This window comes from Nocardiopsis salina YIM 90010, from assembly GCF_000341025.1.
GTDB lineage: Bacteria > Actinomycetota > Actinomycetes > Streptosporangiales > Streptosporangiaceae > Nocardiopsis > Nocardiopsis salina.
Genome location: NZ_ANBF01000205.1, coordinates 38,355 through 58,183, shown reverse-complemented (window position 1 = coordinate 58,183; position 19,829 = coordinate 38,355). Strand labels below are relative to the sequence as shown.

14 protein-coding genes and 2 CRISPR repeat arrays are annotated in these 19,829 nt (G+C 67.5%); of the genes, 4 read left to right on the top strand and 10 right to left on the bottom strand.

Going from position 1 to position 19,829, the window contains the following annotated elements; genetic code table 11:
- Window positions 1-369 precede the first annotated feature (369 nt).
- From D474_RS0123630 to D474_RS0123620, 3 genes are all read right to left on the bottom strand, one after another.
- The gene (locus D474_RS0123630; protein WP_083931956.1) at window positions 370-3,321 is read right to left on the bottom strand and encodes a CRISPR-associated helicase/endonuclease Cas3; all 2,952 of its coding nucleotides are present in this window, start codon (window positions 3,319-3,321) and stop codon (window positions 370-372) included.
- Window positions 3,322-3,469: 148 nt separating this feature from the next.
- A CRISPR array of direct repeats spans window positions 3,470-4,170; the repeat unit is 29 nt; unit sequence CGGTTCATCCCCACGTGCGTGGGGCTCGG.
- A gap of 90 nt (window positions 4,171-4,260) precedes the next feature.
- A CRISPR array of direct repeats spans window positions 4,261-5,634; the repeat unit is 29 nt; unit sequence CGGTTCATCCCCACGTGCGTGGGGCTCGG.
- Window positions 5,635-5,912: 278 nt separating this feature from the next.
- Window positions 5,913-6,659: a DUF2637 domain-containing protein gene (locus tag D474_RS0123625; RefSeq protein ID WP_239647161.1), complete on the bottom strand. Its 747-nt coding sequence runs from the start codon at window positions 6,657-6,659 to the stop codon at window positions 5,913-5,915.
- Window positions 6,660-7,102: 443 nt separating this feature from the next.
- A complete protein-coding gene (locus tag D474_RS0123620; RefSeq protein ID WP_026118748.1) occupies window positions 7,103-8,149 on the bottom strand; it encodes a YeiH family protein in 1,047 nt (348 codons plus the stop codon).
- 71 nt (window positions 8,150-8,220) lie between these two features.
- Between D474_RS0123620 and D474_RS0123615 the strand changes: the two genes are divergently transcribed.
- Window positions 8,221-9,147: a LysR family transcriptional regulator gene (locus D474_RS0123615; protein WP_040704307.1), complete on the top strand. Its 927-nt coding sequence runs from the start codon at window positions 8,221-8,223 to the stop codon at window positions 9,145-9,147.
- Here D474_RS0123615 and pta read toward each other — a convergent pair.
- From pta to D474_RS33675, 3 genes are all read right to left on the bottom strand, one after another.
- Complete coding sequence (pta, locus tag D474_RS30625) at window positions 9,127-10,842, bottom strand: phosphate acetyltransferase (protein WP_239647160.1); 1,716 nt, start codon at window positions 10,840-10,842, stop codon at window positions 9,127-9,129. The two genes, D474_RS0123615 and pta, sit on opposite strands and share 21 nt — an antisense overlap.
- A gap of 22 nt (window positions 10,843-10,864) precedes the next feature.
- Window positions 10,865-12,280: an APC family permease gene (locus D474_RS0123605; protein WP_083931963.1), complete on the bottom strand. Its 1,416-nt coding sequence runs from the start codon at window positions 12,278-12,280 to the stop codon at window positions 10,865-10,867.
- A gap of 276 nt (window positions 12,281-12,556) precedes the next feature.
- Window positions 12,557-13,483 (bottom strand): cobaltochelatase CobT-related protein, encoded by a 927-nt coding sequence (locus D474_RS33675; RefSeq protein WP_017615950.1) that lies wholly within the window; start codon window positions 13,481-13,483, stop codon window positions 12,557-12,559.
- A gap of 28 nt (window positions 13,484-13,511) precedes the next feature.
- On the opposite strand from D474_RS33675, the gene D474_RS29820 reads away from it, so the two are divergent.
- Complete coding sequence (locus tag D474_RS29820; protein ID WP_017615949.1) at window positions 13,512-14,120, top strand: aminotransferase class III-fold pyridoxal phosphate-dependent enzyme; 609 nt, start codon at window positions 13,512-13,514, stop codon at window positions 14,118-14,120.
- Between the two features lie 21 nt (window positions 14,121-14,141).
- On the opposite strand, the gene D474_RS32865 is transcribed toward D474_RS29820, so the two are convergent.
- Window positions 14,142-14,333, bottom strand: a complete 192-nt coding sequence (locus D474_RS32865) for a hypothetical protein (protein ID WP_193374049.1) — start codon at window positions 14,331-14,333, stop codon at window positions 14,142-14,144.
- A gap of 239 nt (window positions 14,334-14,572) precedes the next feature.
- Between D474_RS32865 and D474_RS0123585 the strand changes: the two genes are divergently transcribed.
- Together D474_RS0123585 and D474_RS0123580 are read left to right on the top strand one after the other, a co-directional pair.
- Window positions 14,573-15,583, top strand: a complete 1,011-nt coding sequence (locus tag D474_RS0123585) for an ANTAR domain-containing protein (RefSeq protein WP_017615947.1) — start codon at window positions 14,573-14,575, stop codon at window positions 15,581-15,583.
- Between the two features lie 352 nt (window positions 15,584-15,935).
- On the top strand, window positions 15,936-16,763 hold the full coding sequence (locus D474_RS0123580; protein ID WP_017615946.1) for a SigB/SigF/SigG family RNA polymerase sigma factor: 828 nt from the start codon (window positions 15,936-15,938) through the stop codon (window positions 16,761-16,763).
- Between the two features lie 95 nt (window positions 16,764-16,858).
- Here the strand turns inward: D474_RS0123580 and D474_RS0123575 are convergent, their stop codons facing one another.
- From D474_RS0123575 to D474_RS0123565, 3 genes are all read right to left on the bottom strand, one after another.
- Window positions 16,859-17,071 carry a CsbD family protein gene (locus tag D474_RS0123575; protein WP_017615945.1) on the bottom strand — a complete coding sequence of 71 codons (213 nt, stop codon included), beginning with the start codon at window positions 17,069-17,071 and terminating at the stop codon, window positions 16,859-16,861.
- Window positions 17,072-17,485: 414 nt separating this feature from the next.
- Window positions 17,486-18,412 carry a universal stress protein gene (locus D474_RS0123570; RefSeq protein WP_017615944.1) on the bottom strand — a complete coding sequence of 309 codons (927 nt, stop codon included), beginning with the start codon at window positions 18,410-18,412 and terminating at the stop codon, window positions 17,486-17,488.
- Window positions 18,413-18,533: 121 nt separating this feature from the next.
- On the bottom strand, window positions 18,534-19,790 hold the full coding sequence (locus D474_RS0123565) for an ROK family transcriptional regulator (protein WP_017615943.1): 1,257 nt from the start codon (window positions 19,788-19,790) through the stop codon (window positions 18,534-18,536).
- Window positions 19,791-19,829 lie beyond the last annotated feature (39 nt).

The following is a 19,829-nucleotide window of genomic DNA, read 5'->3' as shown; positions in this document are numbered from 1 at the left end:
CCGGTGGTGATCACATATAGGCTGGTCACGAGCCCCACACGCGTGGGGGTGAGTCGACGAGCGTGGAGCACTGCGCCGACATGACTCCTTGCGCCCCACGGATAGTGGGGAAGGCGCGCGAGCATGGGACGCGTGCACCACGCGACCTGTCACAGCAGGACGAGCAACCAGATCAGCAAGGGCAGAGCGACCGCGGCGCACGCCATGAACCCGCTCAGCCAGGACTTGGGGATGAACAGTCCTTCATCGTCGACGCGCATACACATCCCGCCACCTCTCACACTCGCTCATGGAGCTTCACCTTCTCACAGGCCGCCAGCACACGCAAAAGACGAGTGTGGAATGCACGACGAGCGTGGACGACTGCCCTTACCCCTCAACGAGCAACCCAACGCACCTGTCCAGCCGCATCTGTCGTTTACCGAGCTGGACACCCTGCACCGCTCCCTCTCGGTCGATCCGGTGCACCAGCAAGCCCACATGGCGGAGTTGAGCGTTGGCCTGCCAGGCTTCCGGAGGCGCGGTCTGCTCCTCGTGGCCGTCCAGCCAGGCCCCGGGTACAGGCAGGCTGCGGGACAGCACGGCCCGGACCTGGTCTTCGCTAAAGTGCCCTTTGGGCAGCTCGCCCTCTGACGGGAGCCTCTCGGACAACGCGGAATCCAACCAGCACTCGCCATCGGAATCGGTGTAGCAGCACACCACCCGCGCTGAGTCGGCCCCGAATCGCGTGGCTACCTGTGCTTCATCGAGGTCGTGGTCGGTGAGTGCGTGGAGGCTGCGCGTCACACTGCCTGGACGAGGGATCGCTGCGTTGTCTCCGAGCTGGCGGTGTGCCATGTCCGTGGCCTGGCGATCCAGGTCTTGATCGGGTAGCTCAGGGTTCAGGTCAGCGTCGTCGATCATGCCGTCCACGAGTTCCTGGACGTCTTCGGGGACACGAACCGGTTGGCCTTCCCTTCGTCGCAACAGGTTATGGGTGCGTAGAAGCAGTGACGGGTGGTGGATGTAGCGCCACACACTGGGGAGGGCTTTCTCCGCGTCCACCTGGGCCGGGGCAAGCACCACCAGGCGCGGCACATCAGCCCACCGAGGGCGCTCGACAATGCCGCGGTGTTCGTGCCTCCAACACCGGCCGGCGCGCTGTAGTAGCAGGTGGACCGGGGCGAGATCGCTGATCATCAGATCGAGGTCGATGTCGATACTTTGTTCGATGATCGCCGTCGCCACGAGAATCGCGGACCGAGGACGGTCTCCTTCCCGGGCACCCTCCGCACCGAAACGCCGTATGACCCGCCGCGTGATACGTTCACGCTGGTCAGCGGGGAATCTGGCGTGCAGGAGGTGAATTTCCGGCGGCTCGACCCCGACCTCTTGCGCGTGACGTACGGACCATTCCGCCAGGTCCGAATAGGTGTGTTGGGCTTCTGCGACGGTCGTGCGAATAACCGCAGCGCACCCACCGTTCTCGACCAAGTCAGCAAGTTCTTCTCGGACTGCCGGATCAAGGCCTGAAGGCCCTTCAGCGACCAGTGGAACCTCACGGCACTGCACGGTGAGCGGTATGCGCGGTGTCGTCTCCAGCGGTTCGGGATTGAGGGTCACCGGATGAGGGGGCTCGGCGCCAGCGTAGACCCATCCCGGGTATCGCACGTGCGGGATAGGGTCACCGGATCTGCGCTTCCTCCCGGCCCCTTTGAGGTATGCCTCGGTGAGCACATGCGCCGTGCGGTGATGCAGTGTGGCCGACAGCAAGATCACCGGCACCTGGAGCCGACCGAGCCAGTTGAGCAACCTGGTGAGCAAGGCCAACATGTACGGGTCAGCGGCGTGGACCTCGTCGATGATGACGGTTTTTCCCGACAGACCGAGCAACCGGACCATGTTGTGCCGGCTGCGCAGCGCCGCCATGAGCGCTTGGTCAATGGTTCCTGCGCCGAAATCCGCGAACAGGCCGCGCTTGCGCCCCTGGAGCCACTCGCTGACCTCGACTGCACGGCGTGATTCCGTTGCGCCCTCTGTATGGGAGGCGCTCAGTTCTCCCGATGAGGTGCTGGCCGGCGACGCATAGTCCGGATTCATCCACGCCATGCCGTGTAGAAGAGTCATGGAGGAGGGCGCGGTGACACGGCGGTTCAGGTATTCGTTGACCCGGGTGTACATCTGGTCGGCCGTGGCCATGGTGGGAAGCGCCACGTAGAGCCCGGAGCGGCCCGCGGCTTCGCCCATGACTTCGGCAGCGTAGAGCGCGGCCTCGGTCTTTCCCTCACCGGTCGGGGCTGCTATGAGGAGCATGCCCGGGCCGTTGCACAATTCCGGCAGGTGCTTCACCAAGGATCGCTGCAGGCCGTTGGGGTGTTCGATCTGGGGAAAGGCGCGCGCGAACGAGGCGGGTCGCGGGGCCGGGCGACCGAGGCCGGCTTGCTGGAGCAGCCCGGGGGCCCGATCACGAGCACGATCCAAGAACCAGGGAAGATCTGCGCCCGTGGAAGGGATCCCTGCGGCGATCTGGCGTCCAACGAACGAGAGTTGGCTGGCCAACCAGTCCGCCTGGATCACTACGCCGCACACCAGTGCGGCCACGGCGCCATCGATGCGGCCTGGAGCGACGGGGGCGCCGAACAATTCGGTGAGCGTGGCCAGATGCAGCCCGCGCTGCTCTTCCCATGCGTCTTCTTCGTACCCCAGCGACCTCAAGGGTTGCGCATGAACGGTATCCGCGTGCTGATGAAAAATGCCGTGATGCCCGCCGAGCAGCTGGGAGACCATCGGAGCCGGTGCCCGAGCGCCTTCGGCTGCATATCCATAGTCAGGAAGAACGTGCTGGAGCCACTGTCCCGCCACGAGGTCATGTGCCCGGCGGAACCCCGATGACGGATATTCGCGTAGCGACGCAGCGGCATCCTGAGCCTGAAAACCATAAGTGAGCTTCCCGACGTCGTGGAGGGAAGCCCAGTATGGGATCAGTTTCCCCGCATGCTCGACCGTGGTGTCCAGGCCGTCAGCGATGGTCTGTCTGACACCGACTGCGACATGGTCCCGCCAGAGCACCTCGGCCACCGCGCCGACATCCAAAAGGTGACAAACCAGGGGGTAGCGCACTCCAGGGGGCAAACCTTCAGATTTGCCCCACAAGGACATATCCAAACCCTCGGGCACCTGGCCCTGCTCAGAAGGGTCTTCCATAGTCACCGTGAACCTCGCTGAACGGCTGTAGGTCGTTGATGCGGAAGCATATGATTCGCCTCTGACATTTTGAGATCTGGCACTGACCCACGCTTCAAGCTCAGGGAGCCCCAGCGCGATGCCGATGCGCGCGAGCATGCTCCGTCACAGGGTTTGCGGCACGCAGTGGACCGCCCCATCCCCACATGCGTAGGGATCGGCAATCGATTGTGCATCGTGAAGCACCCGCGGCCCCGCACGTGCGTGGGGCTCGGGGGTCATGCGTCTACCACGCCCGCCGGCCCGACGGCCCATCCCCACGTGCGTGGAGCTCGGTTCCACTCATGGGCGGGAACGCTCAGGTGCCCCGGTTCATCCCCACGTGCGTGGGGCTCGGGACGGTGGCGGGGTGGGGTATGCGGTGTCCGGCGGTTCATCCCCACGTGCGTGGGGCTCGGCCCAGACCGCAGCCTGGGATCCGACCGCAAGCCGGTTCATCCCCACGTGCGTGGGGCTCGGAGGACTCAGGCGTCGCCGCTGGTTATGGTCGGCGGTTCATCCCCACGTGCGTGGGGCTCGGGCCACGGCCCCCGACTCCGACAGCTGACACCCCCGGTTCATCCCCACGTGCGTGGGGCTCGGCCACGCGTGCAGAGCTTCAGGAACGGGCTCGCCGGTTCATCCCCACGTGCGTGGGGCTCGGGGGGTCACCGGCGAACCCGAGAGCGGTCAACGCGGTTCATCCCCACGTGCGTGGGGCTCGGCGTCCATGGTTGATGGCCACAAACGTTTCGCCCGGTTCATCCCCACGTGCGTGGGGCTCGGCTGCATGACGTGTGCGGATCCCTTGCTGAGCGCGGTTCATCCCCACGTGCGTGGGGCTCGGCCCCAGTCCCGGTGTGGTGAGAGCTTCGACAACGGTTCATCCCCACGTGCGTGGGGCTCGGACCAACATCCCCCGATTGCTGGAAGACGCGCCCGGTTCATCCCCACGTGCGTGGGGCTCGGCAAGCACTGGTCATGCGCATCGTGATGACGCTCGGTTCATCCACGTGCGTGGGGCTCGGGCAACCGACCTGGTGCGCACCGTGCGGGGGGCCGGTTCATCCCCACGTGCGTGGGGCTCGGCGCGAGGGCGAGCTGGTCGTCGTCGACCTCTGCGGTTCATCCCCACGTGCGTGGGGCTCGGGTCCTGCCTGGTGCAGGAGTACGGCGCCGACTCGGTTCATCCCCACGTGCGTGGGGCTCGGCACATCATCATCAACCAGGGGTTGCTGGAGTTCTGGTTCATCCCCACGTGCGTGGGGCTCGGCCGGCCATCTCAGCGCACACCCTGCGCCACACCGGTTCATCCCCACGTGCGTGGGGCTCGGCGGCGGAGCCATCGCGTTCAGCGCGGAGATGCCGGTTCATCCCCACGTGCGTGGGGCTCGGTCCACCGAGCTTGCAACACTCACTGCTATCTCCGGTTCATCCCCACGTGCGTGGGGCTCGGGAGCCCTTCCCCGGGGTGCCACACGAGGAGCACGGTTCATCCCCACGTGCGTGGGGCTCGGGGTGGAACGGCGAACAGTGGGAATTCCTCCTGAGGTTCATCCCCACGTGCGTGGGGCTCGGCCCGGTGCCTGATTCGAAGGGTGGTGACAACCCGGTTCATCCCCACGTGCGTGGGGCTCGGCTTCGCGTTTGTGGTGACTCTACGTGAGTAGACGGTTCATCCCCACGTGCGTGGGGCTCGGTCCACCCGCCGCTGCGCGTCCTCAGAACGGGCCGGTTCATCCCCACGTGCGTGGGGCTCGGGTCGGCCTCACGGCCACCAAGATTGAGGAGCGCGGTTCATCCCCACGTGCGTGGGGCTCGGACGTACAACGACAACCTGATGGAAGCGATCACCGGTTCATCCCCACGTGCGTGGGGCTCGGGCGCCGCAGCGTGCGCACCAACGGCGCAGGCAACGGTTCATCCCCACGTGCGTGGGGCTCGGGTCCCGAACTCCGTGGCAGTTCCCTCCCCGAGCGGTTCATCCCCACGTGCGTGGGGCTCGGTACGTGGCGGGCGAAATTCTGGAAGTCCATTACGGTTCATCCCCACGTGCGTGGGGCTCGGTTGCGTCACTGTTTTCCGGTGAGGCGTCGGCCCGGTTCATCCCCACGTGCGTGGGGCTCGGCGCGGGGTTGCATGTGCAACCCGGCGTTGCACCGGTTCATCCCCACGTGCGTGGGGCTCGGATGATGACGCCGACCGAGGTCTTGCAGCACTGCGGTTCATCCCCACGTGCGTGGGGCTCGGGCCCACCCCCTCGGTCTTGAACGAGCGCGGCTCGGTTCATCCCCACGTGCGTGGGGCTCGGCCAAGGGCGAGAGTGATCTGCTCTTCTCCCGGAGGTTCATCCCCACGTGCGTGGGGCTCGGCTCATGGACTACACCCTGCGGGTGGTCTCTGCCGGTTCATCCCCACGTGCGTGGGGCTCGGACTTCCCGACCTGCACAAACTTCCGCCGTTACCAATTCGAAATCGAAATTACCGCAGCAGCACGCTCGGCCGTAACAATATAAGCACACTCCGTGATCGACTCCCTGGCGGCAGATGCTCCTGCCCCGTACACGAGCCCCATGGTGCACCTCCCGCCAACTTGTCGTCCCGCACTGCTGAGCATCGCCGTGCTACTAAAACACGATCCGAACAAGGCTTCCAAACAACGCCAATTGCGAGGGCTCGAGAACCCAGCCAACGAGCGTAGAGGAATCCCTTTAGCAGTGTTCAGCAAGGGCATCGGCCTCGTGTTCAGCTGCACCCTTCCGTTGCCGGAGCCCTCGTTCCTTGACCAGTCGCCCCCAACGCTCCTTGCGCCCAAAGCACTCAGCGATCTGCGCGCCGGTCGGCAGCACTCCCACCTCACGCTCCTGGTCCACCGCCCACCGCCAGGCCTGATCCTGAAATGGGGTCAAGGGCTCCGCACGCGTGGTCCGAGTCCTGTCAGCGTCCTCAACGGCTCGCAGACCAGCGAACCGCTCGTCTTCCCGCGCAGCAGAGTCCGCAGGCCCATACGTCCCGGTCAAATCCTGCTCATCGTCCGCGAACGCAGTGCGTACGCACTGCGCAGAGCTACGGAACTCACGCATGAGCAACTCGTACGCACCGATCAGAGCGAAGCTGGGCCAGGCATGGATAATCCGCGACCACACGGTCGGATCGGCCACCGCGACGTTGGCCGCCAGGGAAGCGGCCGAGCCGATGATCAACAGCGCCCACGGCAACACCCCGCCCTTGGATCCCCGACGGGCGTCGCTGAGCAGCGTCATCGATGCGCCCACAATCATTCCGTCCACCGACAGCGGAAACAGCGACGCTCTCCACGCGGGCTCACCGTGGCGCAACGCGAGGTCGTACATGTGTGAGTAGGACACCACCGCGGCGATGCCGGCAAGCATGAGCACAGTGGCGATGGTCACCGCGCGTGACCTACGAGAAGGTTCCATCACGACCACGTCCTCCATGTCTGGTCGAGAGCCCTTCACCAGGCGGGTACCGGTGGTGGGAGACGGCCGTCTCCCACCACCCACTGGGAGATTTTTGGGAGATCCGAAGATCTCCCAACGGCTCCCAACCGCCGCGAAGGCCCCTCAACAGAACCCTCCGACCTGGTCGGATGCACTTTCGGCCAGGTCACCGGAGACCGGTGATAACCTTGACACGGTAGAGGTCACAGGTTCGAATCCTGTATCGCCCACCAGCATCACTGCAGGTCAGAGCCTTTCAGCTCTGGCCTGAGTCGTTTCCGGGCCCTTTCGGTGGGAGATTTCGGGAGATCATCTCCGAGCAGGGCTCCCCGGAACACCCCTGCCACATGCCCCGGAGCGCGGTCAGCGGCTCACCGCTCTCGAGAAACCCGTGGATCGGGAGCCCCGGGCTTCGGGCGCCCGGGTACCAGCCCTTCTCCTCAGACCGGGTCGAAGCCGAGGAGTTCAGGCATCACCACCGCTGACCAGCCGATCAGCACGATCACGAGCGTCGAGACCGCGGAAAGTGCGACGGGGCGACCTCCGACCTCGAGCAGAGCCTTGACGTGAACGTTCAGTCCCAGGGCGAACATCGCGGTGGAGAGTGCCAGCGTCTGCAGGAGGTGCGCGGCCTCCAACGCCGGTTCCGGCAGGACCCCGGTGCTCCTCAACGCCACACAGGCGATGAACCCCAGCACGAAGAGCGGGACGAGGGGCGGCCGTTTCTTCTGCTCCGCGCCTACGGCGGTGCCCGACGCAGCCTCACCCCTGCGTCGGCTCCAGGCGATCCCGGCCAGCACCGGAACCAAGAACAGCACGCGAGCCAGCTTCACCGTGACCGCCACCGCCAGCGCCCCGCTCCCCGCGATGCCCCCGGCTGCCACGACCTGTGCGACCTCGTGGGTGCTCAGCCCGATCAGGAGCCCGGTTTGCTCCGGCGTGAAGCCGGAGAGGGCCCCCAGCGCCGGCATCAGCGGGATCATGGCCGTGCCGAAGACGACGACCATGGCGACGGCCGTGGCCACTTCCCGCTCTTCGGAGTCCGTGACCGCGTCTGTGCCCGCGACCGCCGCGGCACCGCATATGGAGAACCCCGAGGCCACCAGAAGGCGCTGGTTCGGACTCAGTCCGAGTCGGCGCCCCACCGCCATCGTGGCCCAGAAGGTGAGGCCGACCGCAGCGGTCACCCCGACGATCACCCAGACGCCCAGCCCGCGAACGTCCCCGATCAACAGTTGCAGCCCCAACAGCACGATCCCGACGCGCAGCACCGGTTTGGCCGCCACTGCCACGCCCGGCGCCAGCGCCTGGGGCCACGGAGCGGAATTGCGCCACACGATCCCGACGACGATCGCGATGACGAGACCGCTCACTCCGTCGAACGGGACGGCGGCCGCCGTGCTGACTGCCCCGACGAGAAAACAGACGAGCAGCCCGGGGGCCAGCCGACCGAAAGCCTGACCTGGAGAAAGCGGGGGGTTCGACATGAGTCCCATGCTGTGACCGCTGCCGGACCTTCGGTAGTGAGCTATCGACCATGAGGGCATATGATGGTGATATGGATGAGCCATCGGCGGCAGCAGACTGGGTACAGATCCCCTCCCTACGGGTGCTCGCCGCTCTCGCCGAATCCGGATCCGTGGGAGCCGCGGCCCGACGTGTCGGCGTAGCCCAACCCAATGCCTCGCGCAGCATCGCCGTGTTGGAGCGGCGAACGGGGCTCAGGATGCTCGACCGTTCCCCCCGCGGCTCGACACTGACTCAGGAAGGGCGTCTGGCCGCTGCGTGGGCACAGGAGGTCCTGGATTCCCTCGAGCGATTCGCCGCAGGCACCCGTGCGCTGGCCCATGACGGAGCGGGGAAGCTCGCCGTCGGGGCCTCGCAGACCGTCGCGGAGCACCTCGCTCCCCTGTGGATCAGTCGGCTCAACCGCTCCCACCCCAGTACCAGCGTCGTGCTCGACATGCAGAACTCGGAACGGGTGATCGCCGGTGTGGCGTCCGGAGAGTACGGCATCGGTTTCGTCGAATCACCGACCGTTCCCGAGTACCTTCATCAGTCCGTCATCTGCGAGGACCCACTGGAGCTGGTCGTGGCACCGGACCATCCCTGGGCGGCGCACTCGGCCCGTGACGAGCCGGTCCACCTGCGGGAGTTGGCAAAGACACCCCTGGTCATCAGGGAGGCCGGATCAGGCACGCGGGCCTTGGTGGACGAGGTGCTGGAACCGTTCGGCCCGGTGCGCCCGGTCAGCGAGCTCAACAGCACGGCGGCCATCATCCGGGCGGTCCGGGCCGGGGCCGGCCCGGCGATCCTGAGCCGACTGGCGGCCGCGGACGAACTCGCCGACGGCCGCCTGGTCCCGGTCCCGGTCGCGGACGGCACACCACGACGCAAACTGCGGGCCGTCTGGACCGGTCCCGCCACGCCGGTCGGTTCCGCTGCCCGCATGTTGGAGACTGCGCTACGGACCGACCACTTCTGACCGCCGAACAGGAACGGCCGGTCGGGTCTGGGCCTGGACTGCGGTGATGAGCACCGTGTTGACGACGTCCTGCACGGTGCAGCCCCGGGAGAGATCGTTTATCGGCTGGTCCAGTCCTTGCAGGATCGGCCCGATGGCCACCGCGCCCGAACACTGCTGGACGGCCTTGTAACCGATGTTGCCCGCGTCCAGGCTGGGGAAGACCATCACGGTCGCCTCCCCTGCGACCTCGGATCCCGGGTACTTGCTCGCGGCGATGCCCGGGTTGACCGCCGCATCGTACTGCAGCGGGCCGTCCACGGTGAGTTCCGGGTGTTTCTCGCGCAGCAGTGCGACCGCCGTCCTGACCTTGTCCACACTCGCCCCCGCACCGGATGTTCCACTGGAGTAGGACAACAGGGCTACACGCTGTTCCACGCCGAACCTCCGAGCGGTGAGGGCCGAAGCGTAGGCGATGTCCACCAGGTGTTCGGCCGTCGGCTCGGGGTTGACAGCGCAGTCCCCGAAGACGAGCACCCGGTTGGCCACCAACATGAGGAACACGGACGAGACGATCGAGACCCCGGGATCGGTACGGACGACCTCCAAGGCCGGGCGTATCGTGTCGGCTGTGGTGTGTGCGGCCCCTGAGACCATCCCGTCGGCCTCCCCGAGATGGACCATCATGATGGTGCCGAAGTAGGCCCGGCGGCCCATGAGTTCCAGGCTGTGTTCGAGTCCCGCGCCCTTGTGGGCCCGGAGCACGGCATGGCGCCGGGCGTAGCGTTCCCTGCGCTCGCAATCCCCCGGGTCCACCACTTCGACCCCGTCGAGCTCCACCCCTTCTGCGGCAGCCAGCTGATGCACCTCGTTCCGGTTTCCCAGGAGCACCAGGTCACAGACGTCCATGCGACGCAGGGCGGACGTCGCACGCAGGATCCTCGGGTCCTCGCCTTCCGGGAGGACGATGCGGCGCCGACCGGACGCGGCCCGCGCAGCCAGGTCGTGGAGGAACCGCAGCGCTGTGGTTCCCGGCTGCTCACTCCCCAGCAGCGCTTCGACCGCACTCGCCAGGCCGGCGTCCGCACCGCGCACCGCCTTCTGCCCTGCTGCTCCATCCTCCGGAAGGACCGCTGGAAGCATCCGGACTGCTGCCAGTCCCCCGAGGGCGGGCGACGATCCGGCCTCGGCTTCCGAGAGCACCCCTGACGCACCTGTGAACAGCACCGCACCGACAACGGCACCGGCCCTGTGCAGATCCGAGACGACCGACTCCGCCCTGCTCAGCAACTCGTCGGGGCCACCGTCGGCATCTTCGACGTGCGCTGCGACGGAAAATCCCAGGTTCTGTGCCAGAGCGGCCGCAGTCTCCAGAGCCGTCGAGCCGACGCGGTCCTGCCTCCCCGGAACCTCGACGAGAACCACGGCCCCTTCCGCCACGAGGGGATCGACGAGGCGCATACACCTTCGCTGAACCTCGTCCTGAAAGCCCTCGGCGATGAGCCGGTCGGCCTCCGACACGCACAGCGCCGCCCGCGCTCGACGCGGGTCTCCCCCCAGGAGCTCCCGCATACGGCGCACCGCCGGATCGCTGTCCGGGTCGCTTCTCTCGAAGAACGGCCTGACGTAGGCGACCTTCCGTTCCTGCGCCAACATTGCGTGCGCCAGTTCGAGAACCGACTGCGACGGTCGGGGGTCCGACGCGGTGGTCGCCACCAGAATCCCTGCCACCATCGGTTCAGTCCCCCCGTCGCATGTGGGCGGGGCGCGGGCGGTTCAAAACGGCCCGGTCCATGTCCTCGTCGCGGACGGTCGTGCTGTGTCGGTAACGCATCAGATAGAAGACCAGCCCGACCATGATCCAGATGCCCATGGCGATCATGGAGGGGGTCGAGAGCTGGGCGGGTGAGCCCGGGGCGAGCAACAGGGCGATGAAGGCGACGGCGACGAGGACACCGGCCCCGGCCGTCAGCTTGCGCCAGGAGGAGCAGGACCCTTCGATTCCTTCGGGTTCCTCCTGGCCGCTCCAACGGAACGCCTTGTACGCACACAGGCAGGTGTACAGGAACGCGAAGGTGAAGCCGATCGAGGCCATGTCCACGATCCACTCCAGTGCGGTCCGGCCGGCCCAGGGGGCCACCAGGCAGAAGGCCAGGATGAACAGGATCCCCACATACGGGGTGCCGTGGCGAGGGTGCACGTACTGAAAGGCGCTCGGGACGATCTGCGCCCTCCCCATGGCCAGCAGCACCCGCGAACCCGCGACGAAGAAGCCGTTCAGGCCGGTTGCTATGCCCATGGACACGGCAACGCACAGCACGATCAGCCCGGTGATGCCCATCGAACCGGTGACGGCGTCCGCCGTCGCCCACACCCTGTTCTCACCCAGCAGTTCCTGCCAGGGCCGAGCCGATGCGGTGGCGAGGATCATCGCGCAGTACAGAGCCATCGCCGCGAGGAGCGACCAGATGATGAGGCGGCCGGCCTTCTTCTCCGGGAAATCGAACTCTTCGGCCGACTGCGGGATATTGTCGAACCCGATATAGGCCCAGGGGGCAATGGCCACGATCGCCAACACCCCTGCCACCGGAGCGGTTTCCGGCGCGAAGAGCGGATCGACGTTGCTCAACCCGCCTTGCGGGGACAGGAGAACCCCGATGAGGATGATCAGCACCGCCGAGACCATCACCACGCAGAAGACGAACTGGAAGCGCCCGGAGACGCTGGCCCCTCGAATATTGACAACTGCGAATACCAGCAGGGCGACCGAGGCCACGACGACCTCACCCAGATAGACACCCCAGCCGGCGACCTCGTAGAGATAGCCCTGTTCGACCACCCCGGGGAAGATCCGCCGTCCCAGGAGCGCCAGGGCCGAGGCGTTCAGAGCCACGATGGACGTGTATCCGAGGGTCATGAACCAGGCACAGACAAAGGCGTGGTTGCGTCCGAAACCGACCAGCGTGTAGGCGAAGGCACCCCCTGACACCGGGAACGTCCTGGTCAGGAATCCGTAGCTGACACCGATGAGGACCATCAGCAGGCCGCCGACGGCGAGCCCCAGCAGCGCTCCGAGCGGGCCCGCAGTGCCCATCCAGTCCACCGGGAGAACGAACGCACCCCAACCCACAGCGGATCCCAAGGCAATGGACATCACCCAGTGCGGTTTGAGGCTCTTCTGCAACCTGGCCGGTTCACCGGTGTTCCCGAATTTCGCCGGAGGGCGGTCAGTTGCGGACGGGGGACTGTTCACCGCGGAACGGGCCTCGAGATCTTGAGGATCCATCGGAACTCCCTGCTTCCAGCATGATGTGACGCAGATCATGTTCTTTCCGCGTCACGCTACTGACCCCACGCTGGGGATTGGAGATCCAGTTGATGTCTTGACGATGGGTCCACAATGCGCCCGGAAAGCACCGGTATTCATTGCTCAGCTCACACACCCCGAGAAGTCCGCTGGGCCAGTAAGGAGAGGACCGTCGAGAATCCCCGGCGCCCCCTCCGCTTCCACGTCGACCGTCCTGAAACGGCGGTAGAACGGACTCAGGTCGAGACCGAGACCGAGACCGAGGCCGGCGACCTCGAGCTCTCCCGTGGCGGACCAGCGGTCCACCTTCTGGCGCAGGTGCGCGCTCAAGTACTCCTCGTCGTTGGCTGCGGCCGTGGCGGACTCCGACGGCGAGCCGTCGGTCACCACCACGACCACACGCCGTCGAACGTCCTGCCGCGCAGCACGGGCACAGGCCCAGTCCAGTGCCTCCCCGTCCAGGCCTTCCCTGTACAGATCCCCCCTCAGCAGGGCCGCGAAGGAGCTGCGCCTGCTCCGATGGACCGCATCGAACGGCTTCACCACGATGTGCTCGCGCTCGGCGATCCGACCGACCCCCGGAGGCGAACCCGCGCTCTTCCACACCTTGCGCATCCAACCGCCGTTCCACGATCGGGTGGTGAAGCCGAGCACCTCGACCGGAACACCCACCAGGTCACACGATCGAGCGAACAGATCGGCGGCGCAGACCACCGGTACCTGGAAGCGGCGCATCGAACCGGAACAGTCCAGCAGCAACGTCAGAGCCAGGCTTGCCCGGGGGGAGTTCTCCTGAGAGCGAAAGATCGTGGCCGTCGACGCCGAGGTGACGAGTCGGGCCAAGCGTCCGGCGTCGACCACCCCCTCCTCCTGGTCCGGGCCCCAGTCGGCCGGCTTCGGTTCGGACACAAGACGTTCGAGCCGCCGGGCGAAGTTCCGGTGGTTCAGCCGGGCCTCCTGCTGCGCATCGTTGAGCTGGGCACGCAGCCCGCGCAGTTGGGAGGGACGGAACAGGTCCGCGGCCGCAACGGTCCGGTCCCATCCCGACAAGTACAGGATCCTCCTGATCTCGGACGAGGTGATCTGCTCCTTCGGGCGGCTGGGCCACTGGTTCGGCGAAGGCCTGACCGGCGTGGTGCCCGATCTGATCACCTTCGCCAAGGGCTCCACCTCGGGCTATGCGCCCCTGGGCGGCATGATCGCGAGGAGCCCGCTGGTAGAGGCCCTCTACGACTCCGAACAGGGCGGCGTCTTCACCCACGGAGCGACCTGGGGCGGGCATCCGGTCTCCACAGCCGTGGCGCATGCGAACATCTCCGCCATGCGGGACGAGGACGTCCTCGAAAACGTGCGGGAACGCGGCCCAGGTCTGAAGGCGGACCTGGAAGGGCTCATGGACACCCACAACTGTGTGAAGGACGTCCGGGGTACCGGCTACTTCTACGCCCTGGAGCTCATGGCAGACCGTGCCGACGCCCGGGAGCTCACCCGAGACCAGCACCTGAAGGTGCTCCGCGAGACCCTGCCCGCCGCGTTCGAAAGGACGGGGGTCTCTCTCCGCGGCGACGACCGCGGCGGCACCATGCTCATGGTCAGCCCGCCGCTCGTTGCGCAGGACGGCGAACTGCGCCACCTGGTCCAGGGGATCGACAGCATGCTGGAATGCGTCGAGAAGGAACTCCGCTGACCACGCCCGGCGGACCGCGTCTCATGTACCTGCGAACCCGGCCGGCGCGGATCGGTGCCCCTGCTCTGACCGGATGACCACTCCGGCGTGCACGTGTGGGTCGCGCAGGGCGAGCGCACACACGTGTGAGCAGGACACCACCGCGGCGATGCCGACGAGCATCAGCACATCGGCGATGGTCACCGGGCGTGACCCACGAGAAGGTTCCGTCACGACCACGTCCTCCGTGTGTGATCGAGCCCTTCACCAGGTGGGTACCGGTGGTGGCGGCTCCTCGACGGTCGGCCTGGCCGATGTTGTCTAACCCGGCCGCTCGCAGGGACGAGAGGTTTCGCCCGAGGAGGCGGCTACGCTGGAACACGCAGTTCGAAGGCGGGGAACGGACAGGTGGGCCACGGATGGTCGGCAGTGAATGGTCGGACGGGACGCCCCCGAGAAAGCAGGATCCCGCGGTGCACCAGGCGTGGGACAACGAACGGCGTGAGTTCTCGCTTTCCGCCCGCGAAGAAGACCTCTACGCACGTGAGGCGGATGCCGACGCGCGCGAGGCCGCGGCCGACGAACGTGAGGCCGAGGCGGACGCGTGGCTGGGCGCGAACGGCCTGATCGACGAGTCCGAGGCCGCTTCCCGGGAACAGCGCAGGGCAGAGCGCGCGTGTCTGCGCCGCGAGCGCGAGTCCGACCGCGCACGCCGGCTCTCCGAGCTCGCCGAGACCGTGCAGGAGATGTCGTCGGGGGGCAATTCCGATTATCCGCTCGCGTCCCGGTTCGCCGAGCTGTCGAGACAGCTGTTCACCACTGAGTCCCTCGGCGGGGTGCTCGACCATCTGATCCTGGCCTCAGGGGAAGTGATCCGGGGGGACGCTGTCAGCGTGACCCTCCGCCGCGGCGACGAGTTCACCACTGCGGCGTTCCGGGGAGACCTGGCCCACCGGCTCGACCACATGCAGTACGAGTACGGTGAGGGTCCTTGCTTGGACTCTGCGTCCGTCACGGGGAGTGCCTACGCCGCCAGCGCCGACCTGGGCACGGAAAAGCGGTGGCCGCGGTTCGCCCGGGCCGCGGCCGAGTTCGGCGGCCGGTCGGTCCTGTCGCTGGGGCTGTTCCCCGACACGGACGAAGCGCTGCCGCGGCTGGGATCGCTGACCTTCTACGCGCGCGGCCCGCACGCCTTCGAACCCGGCGACCGGGATCTCGGGATGCTCCTGGCGGCCCACGCGGGGGTGGCCCTCGCCTCGACGCGGATGCTCGCCGAGGCGGAACTGCGCAACACCAACCTGGAGCGGGCCCTGGAGAGCCGCGACGTCATCGGTCAGGCCAAGGGCATCCTCATGGCCCGCCAGAAGCTCACACCCGAGCAGGCCTTCGACAAGCTCCGCGAAGCCTCCAACCGCCTCAACACCAAACTCTCCGAGGTCGCCCGCCGCCTGGCCGAGACGGGCGAGTCCCCGCTGCCGCGATGAGCGCCCAACGGGTGCGGTGGGGGATCCAGAAATCCTCGACACGAACGAATATCGGGGCAGGCCCTCGGGTAGCAGCGCGAACAGGGCGCTTGATCGAACCTAGGTCGGCGAGCAACTCAGGTCGGGTGCGGTAAACCAACCCCCACTCGGCCGTCCCTTCATGTGCATGCCGCCCTGAATTCGCACACTTCGTGACTGTTTTGCACACGCTCGACCCGGGCAGCTTCTCCAGTAGGTCCAACAGCGGGCCCTCGATGACGGAACGTTCAGCCCCCCTGACTGCCTACGTTCCGGCGTTCCACCTTCACCGCGTGTATGCGAAGAAGGTTGGAGAGGACTTGTTGTGGTCGAAATGGCGCACCGAATCCACGCCTCGGCAATCGCACCGCATCAACACGAGGAGAGCGGCGAAGCAGAGGACCTGCTCCTCGAGTTGCGCGCGCTGCCGGTCGAGGACGAGACCTCGTGGCGACTGCGCGAAAGGCTCGTGCAGATCTACCGGCCGCTCGTGAACCGAGAAGCGGCCCGCTTCCGTAACCGCGGGGTCGACCACGAGGAATTGTGCCAGATCGCCCAACTAGGGTTGATGAAGGCGATCTCGGGGTTCGACCCCTCGTACAACAAGCGTTTTCTGTCCTATCTGCTGCCGACGGTGTCCGGGGAGATCAAACGCCACTTCCGGGACTCCGTGTGGGCCGTGCATGCCCCGCGTTCCGTCCGCGACCGCCGCGCGGAACTCAACCGCTTCGTCGGGGAGTTCACCCGCATCCATGCCCGTGCACCCCGCCAGTCCGAGATCGGCGCCCATTTCGGCCTGGACACCCAGGAGACGGGGGAACTGCTCAACGCCTCGGAGTCCTATTCGGCGGCGTCCATCGACACCCCTCGGGGCATGGACGGCGAAGGAGAGGAGGAGCCGCTCAGCAGCGGGCTGGGATCGAACGACCACGAGCTCGATTCCGTGGTCGACAAACAGGCGCTGAGGGCATCCCTGGCCGAGCTCTCCGACCGGCAGCGAAAGGTGGTCGTGCTGAGCTTCTTCACCGAGATGACCCAGACACAGATCGCCGAGGAGCTGGGCTGTTCGCAGATGCAGGTCTCCCGCGTCCTGCGGAGCACACTGGACCAGCTGCGTTCACAGCTTCTCGAGGAGGACGAGGAGGAGCCGGCACCGGCGTGAGTGCTCTCTGCTGAGCCGGACCGCTCAATGAGCAGGCCACCCAGTGGCCGCGCCCCCGGTTCCCCCGGGGGCGCGGCACGCCGAAGGCCGAGGGCTCAGGCCTTGTCCCCGTCGTCGGGCCGAAGGTTCTCGGAGACGCCACGGACGGTGTCCTTGACGTCCTCCTTCCCCTCACGGACCTTGCCCTTGGCCTGTTCGGCCCGGCCTTCGCCCTCCAGGCTCTCGTTACCGGTCACCTTGCCGGTGGTCTCCTTGAGCTTGCCCTTGGCCTGCTCGACCTTGCTCTGACCCTTCTCTTCCTTGCTCATGATCCCCCTCCTTCGTTTCCGGCCCCCATCGCGCTCTTCCACACGGCGACGGAGGCGACTGTTGCCCGTGGCCGCCCCCTGCCCCTGCGGCCGGAGCAGTTGCGCAACAGAGGCAGTGATGTGTATCACATGACTGGTACTCATGGCCGACCGTGCTCCGCGTTCCTATGCTGACGGGCTGACGACTCAGACGTGCACGTGTGGATCGACCAGTGCCGAAGAGGGTTTCATCGACGTCGCCCAGGGCGCGGTGCGCTGAGTGTCCGGCGACACCGAGAACGGCCTGCTCGGGTTCCCCCGGGCGCGGCGGCGACCGCTACCACCGGTTGCTTCAGTGCCCTGTGCTGTACCTGGTGCGGGGGTCTGGCACTGACCGCCCGGCGCGACATCCGGCCGTCGCTCCGGGGTCGCCCCTCAGTCCTCGTCGCCGTGCTTGGGCAGCACCACGACGGGGATCCGCGCGCGGTGCAGGACGCCCTGGCTCACCGAACCGAGGAACAGCCCCCGGATCGTGCCGCGCCCGCGGGAGCCGACGACGATCGCGTCCGCGCCCTCCGCAGCGCGCAGCACCCCGTCGACCGGGTTGGACTGCGTGTGCACCGAGTCGATCTCGATGTGCAGGTCGTCCCGCCCCTCTAGGACCCCGTCGAGCAGCTCGCTGATCAGGTCCTTGGAGCGTTTCTCGAACTCGTCCTCCATGGACCTGAACCCGCCGCCGGCCATCGCGACGGGGTCGTAGGGGTAGGGGACCTCCCAGCTGTTGACCACGACCAGCTCTCCCCCAGTCTCGGCGGTCAGCTCCACCGCCAGGCCCAGCGCACGGCGGCCGTTGCGGGAGCCGTCCACACCGACGACGAGGCGGTCCAGGGACGTCGTGGGCGCGCGCCCCTGCTCGTCGTGGGGCACGACGACGACCGGGCACGGTGCCTGTGCGGCCACACGCACGCTCACCGACCCCACGAACATCGCGGAGACCGTTCCCAGTCCGCGGGTCCCGAGCACGAGAAGGTCGTGCGGACGGCTCGCCCTGATCATCGCCTGCGGAGGGTCCACCATGCTCGCCACGGTCTCGGTCTCGAGTCCGGGTTGCAGTTCGACCGCGCGGTCCCGGGCCTCGGCGAGCACGCCGGTGGCCTGACCGCTGATCTCCTCGGTGGGTTGGAAACGCGGTGTGGAGCGGTCGGTGGGCACGACCATCGGCATCCCGAGGGCGTGCACGACACGCAGCACGGCGCCGCGGCGTACGGCCTCCGCGGCGGCCCACTCCAGTGCCGCCCACGAGTGCGCGGAGGCGTCGATACCGACGACGACCTTCGACGCGTGTTCCTGATCCGCCGACATGATCTCCTCCTCGGAGTGGGTGCTGGTGCACTCATCCCCGGAGTACCCGCTGGGGGCCGAGGAACGCCCCGTGTGCGGGGCCGGGCGGATCCGGGCCCGCCGCAGACACCGGGAGCGCAGGTCAGGCCCGGAGCACACCCCGGGCGAGCAGGCTGGAGACGTGGTCGCCCTGCAGGGCACGGGCGTGCACCTGCTCCACGGCGCACCGGACCGCCCCCGTGCGTACGGCGTCAGCGCCGAGTTCGGAGACCGTGATGTCGAGCCAGGGCGCGTAGAGGTACTCGGCGAATTTGGCGCGTGCCGCCTCGACCAGCCCCGAGAGCGCGGGTGCCACAGCACCGGAGAGCACGATGCGGTCGAGGTCCAACAGCCCGGCGAGCACCACGCAGATGCGGGCGAGCCGGTCGGCGAGGCGGTCGACGATGTCCAGGGCGAGCGGGTCGCCGTCGCGGGCGGCGCCGAAGACGTGCTCGGCCTGCACCTCGTCCTGCCCGTACTCGGCCAGCGCGCCGGTCCCGCCCGAGGCGAGGGCCTCCCTGGCGTGGTGGCGGGCCCAGTGCCCGAGGGCCTCCGGGGATTCCACTCCGTCGACCAGTTCGAGCATGCCCAGTTCTCCGGCCCCGCCTCGGGGCTGGCGCAGGAGTTCGCCGCGGAGCACGAGGCCGGCGCCGAAGCGCTCCCCCGACAGCAGTGCCGCGAAGGAGGAGTCGGCCTCGGCCGCACCGTTGTCGAGTTCGGCGAGAGCGGCGAGATTGGCGTCGTTCTCCACGACGCACTCCCAGCCGCGTTCGGCGCCGAGGGTGACCAGGTCGGGGTTGCTCTGCCCCCAGAAGCGGTTGAGGCCGACGGGTGAACGACCCTCGGCGTCGACGGGTGCGGGGACCCCGAGCACGACGGCACCCACGTCGCCGGAGGTCAGACCGGCGTCGTCGAGCGCGGCGTCGATCGCGGTGAGGACCTCCTTCCGCCGTTCCTGCCCGCTCTGGCGGTCGGGGTCGAACCGTCCGGGTTCGAAGGCGCGCTCCCCCTGGCCGATCTCCCGTCCGCCGAGGTCGGCCACCGAGGCGGAGATGCGGTGCTGGCCGGCGTCCACCCCGATGACGTGGCAGGCGTCCCGCCGGAAGGCGTACCGGAGCGCGGGGCGCCCCTTGGTGTAGGCGCCGGCTCGCCTGGAGTTCTCCAGGACCCCGAGCCATCCCTGGTCGGCGAGTTCGCGGCACAGCGCAAGGACGGTGGCCCGGGTCAGCCCGGTCTCCCGGATCAGTTCGCTGGCGGTCACAGGTTCGCCGTTCCACACGTGGTCGAGGACCCGCTGGGTGTTGAGCCGCCGCATCAGTTGCGGCGATCCCACCTGCCCGCCCTCGGCGCTGCCTCGCATGGCGCTCCCCTCCATCGGTGCGATCCCGGTTCGCCGGGA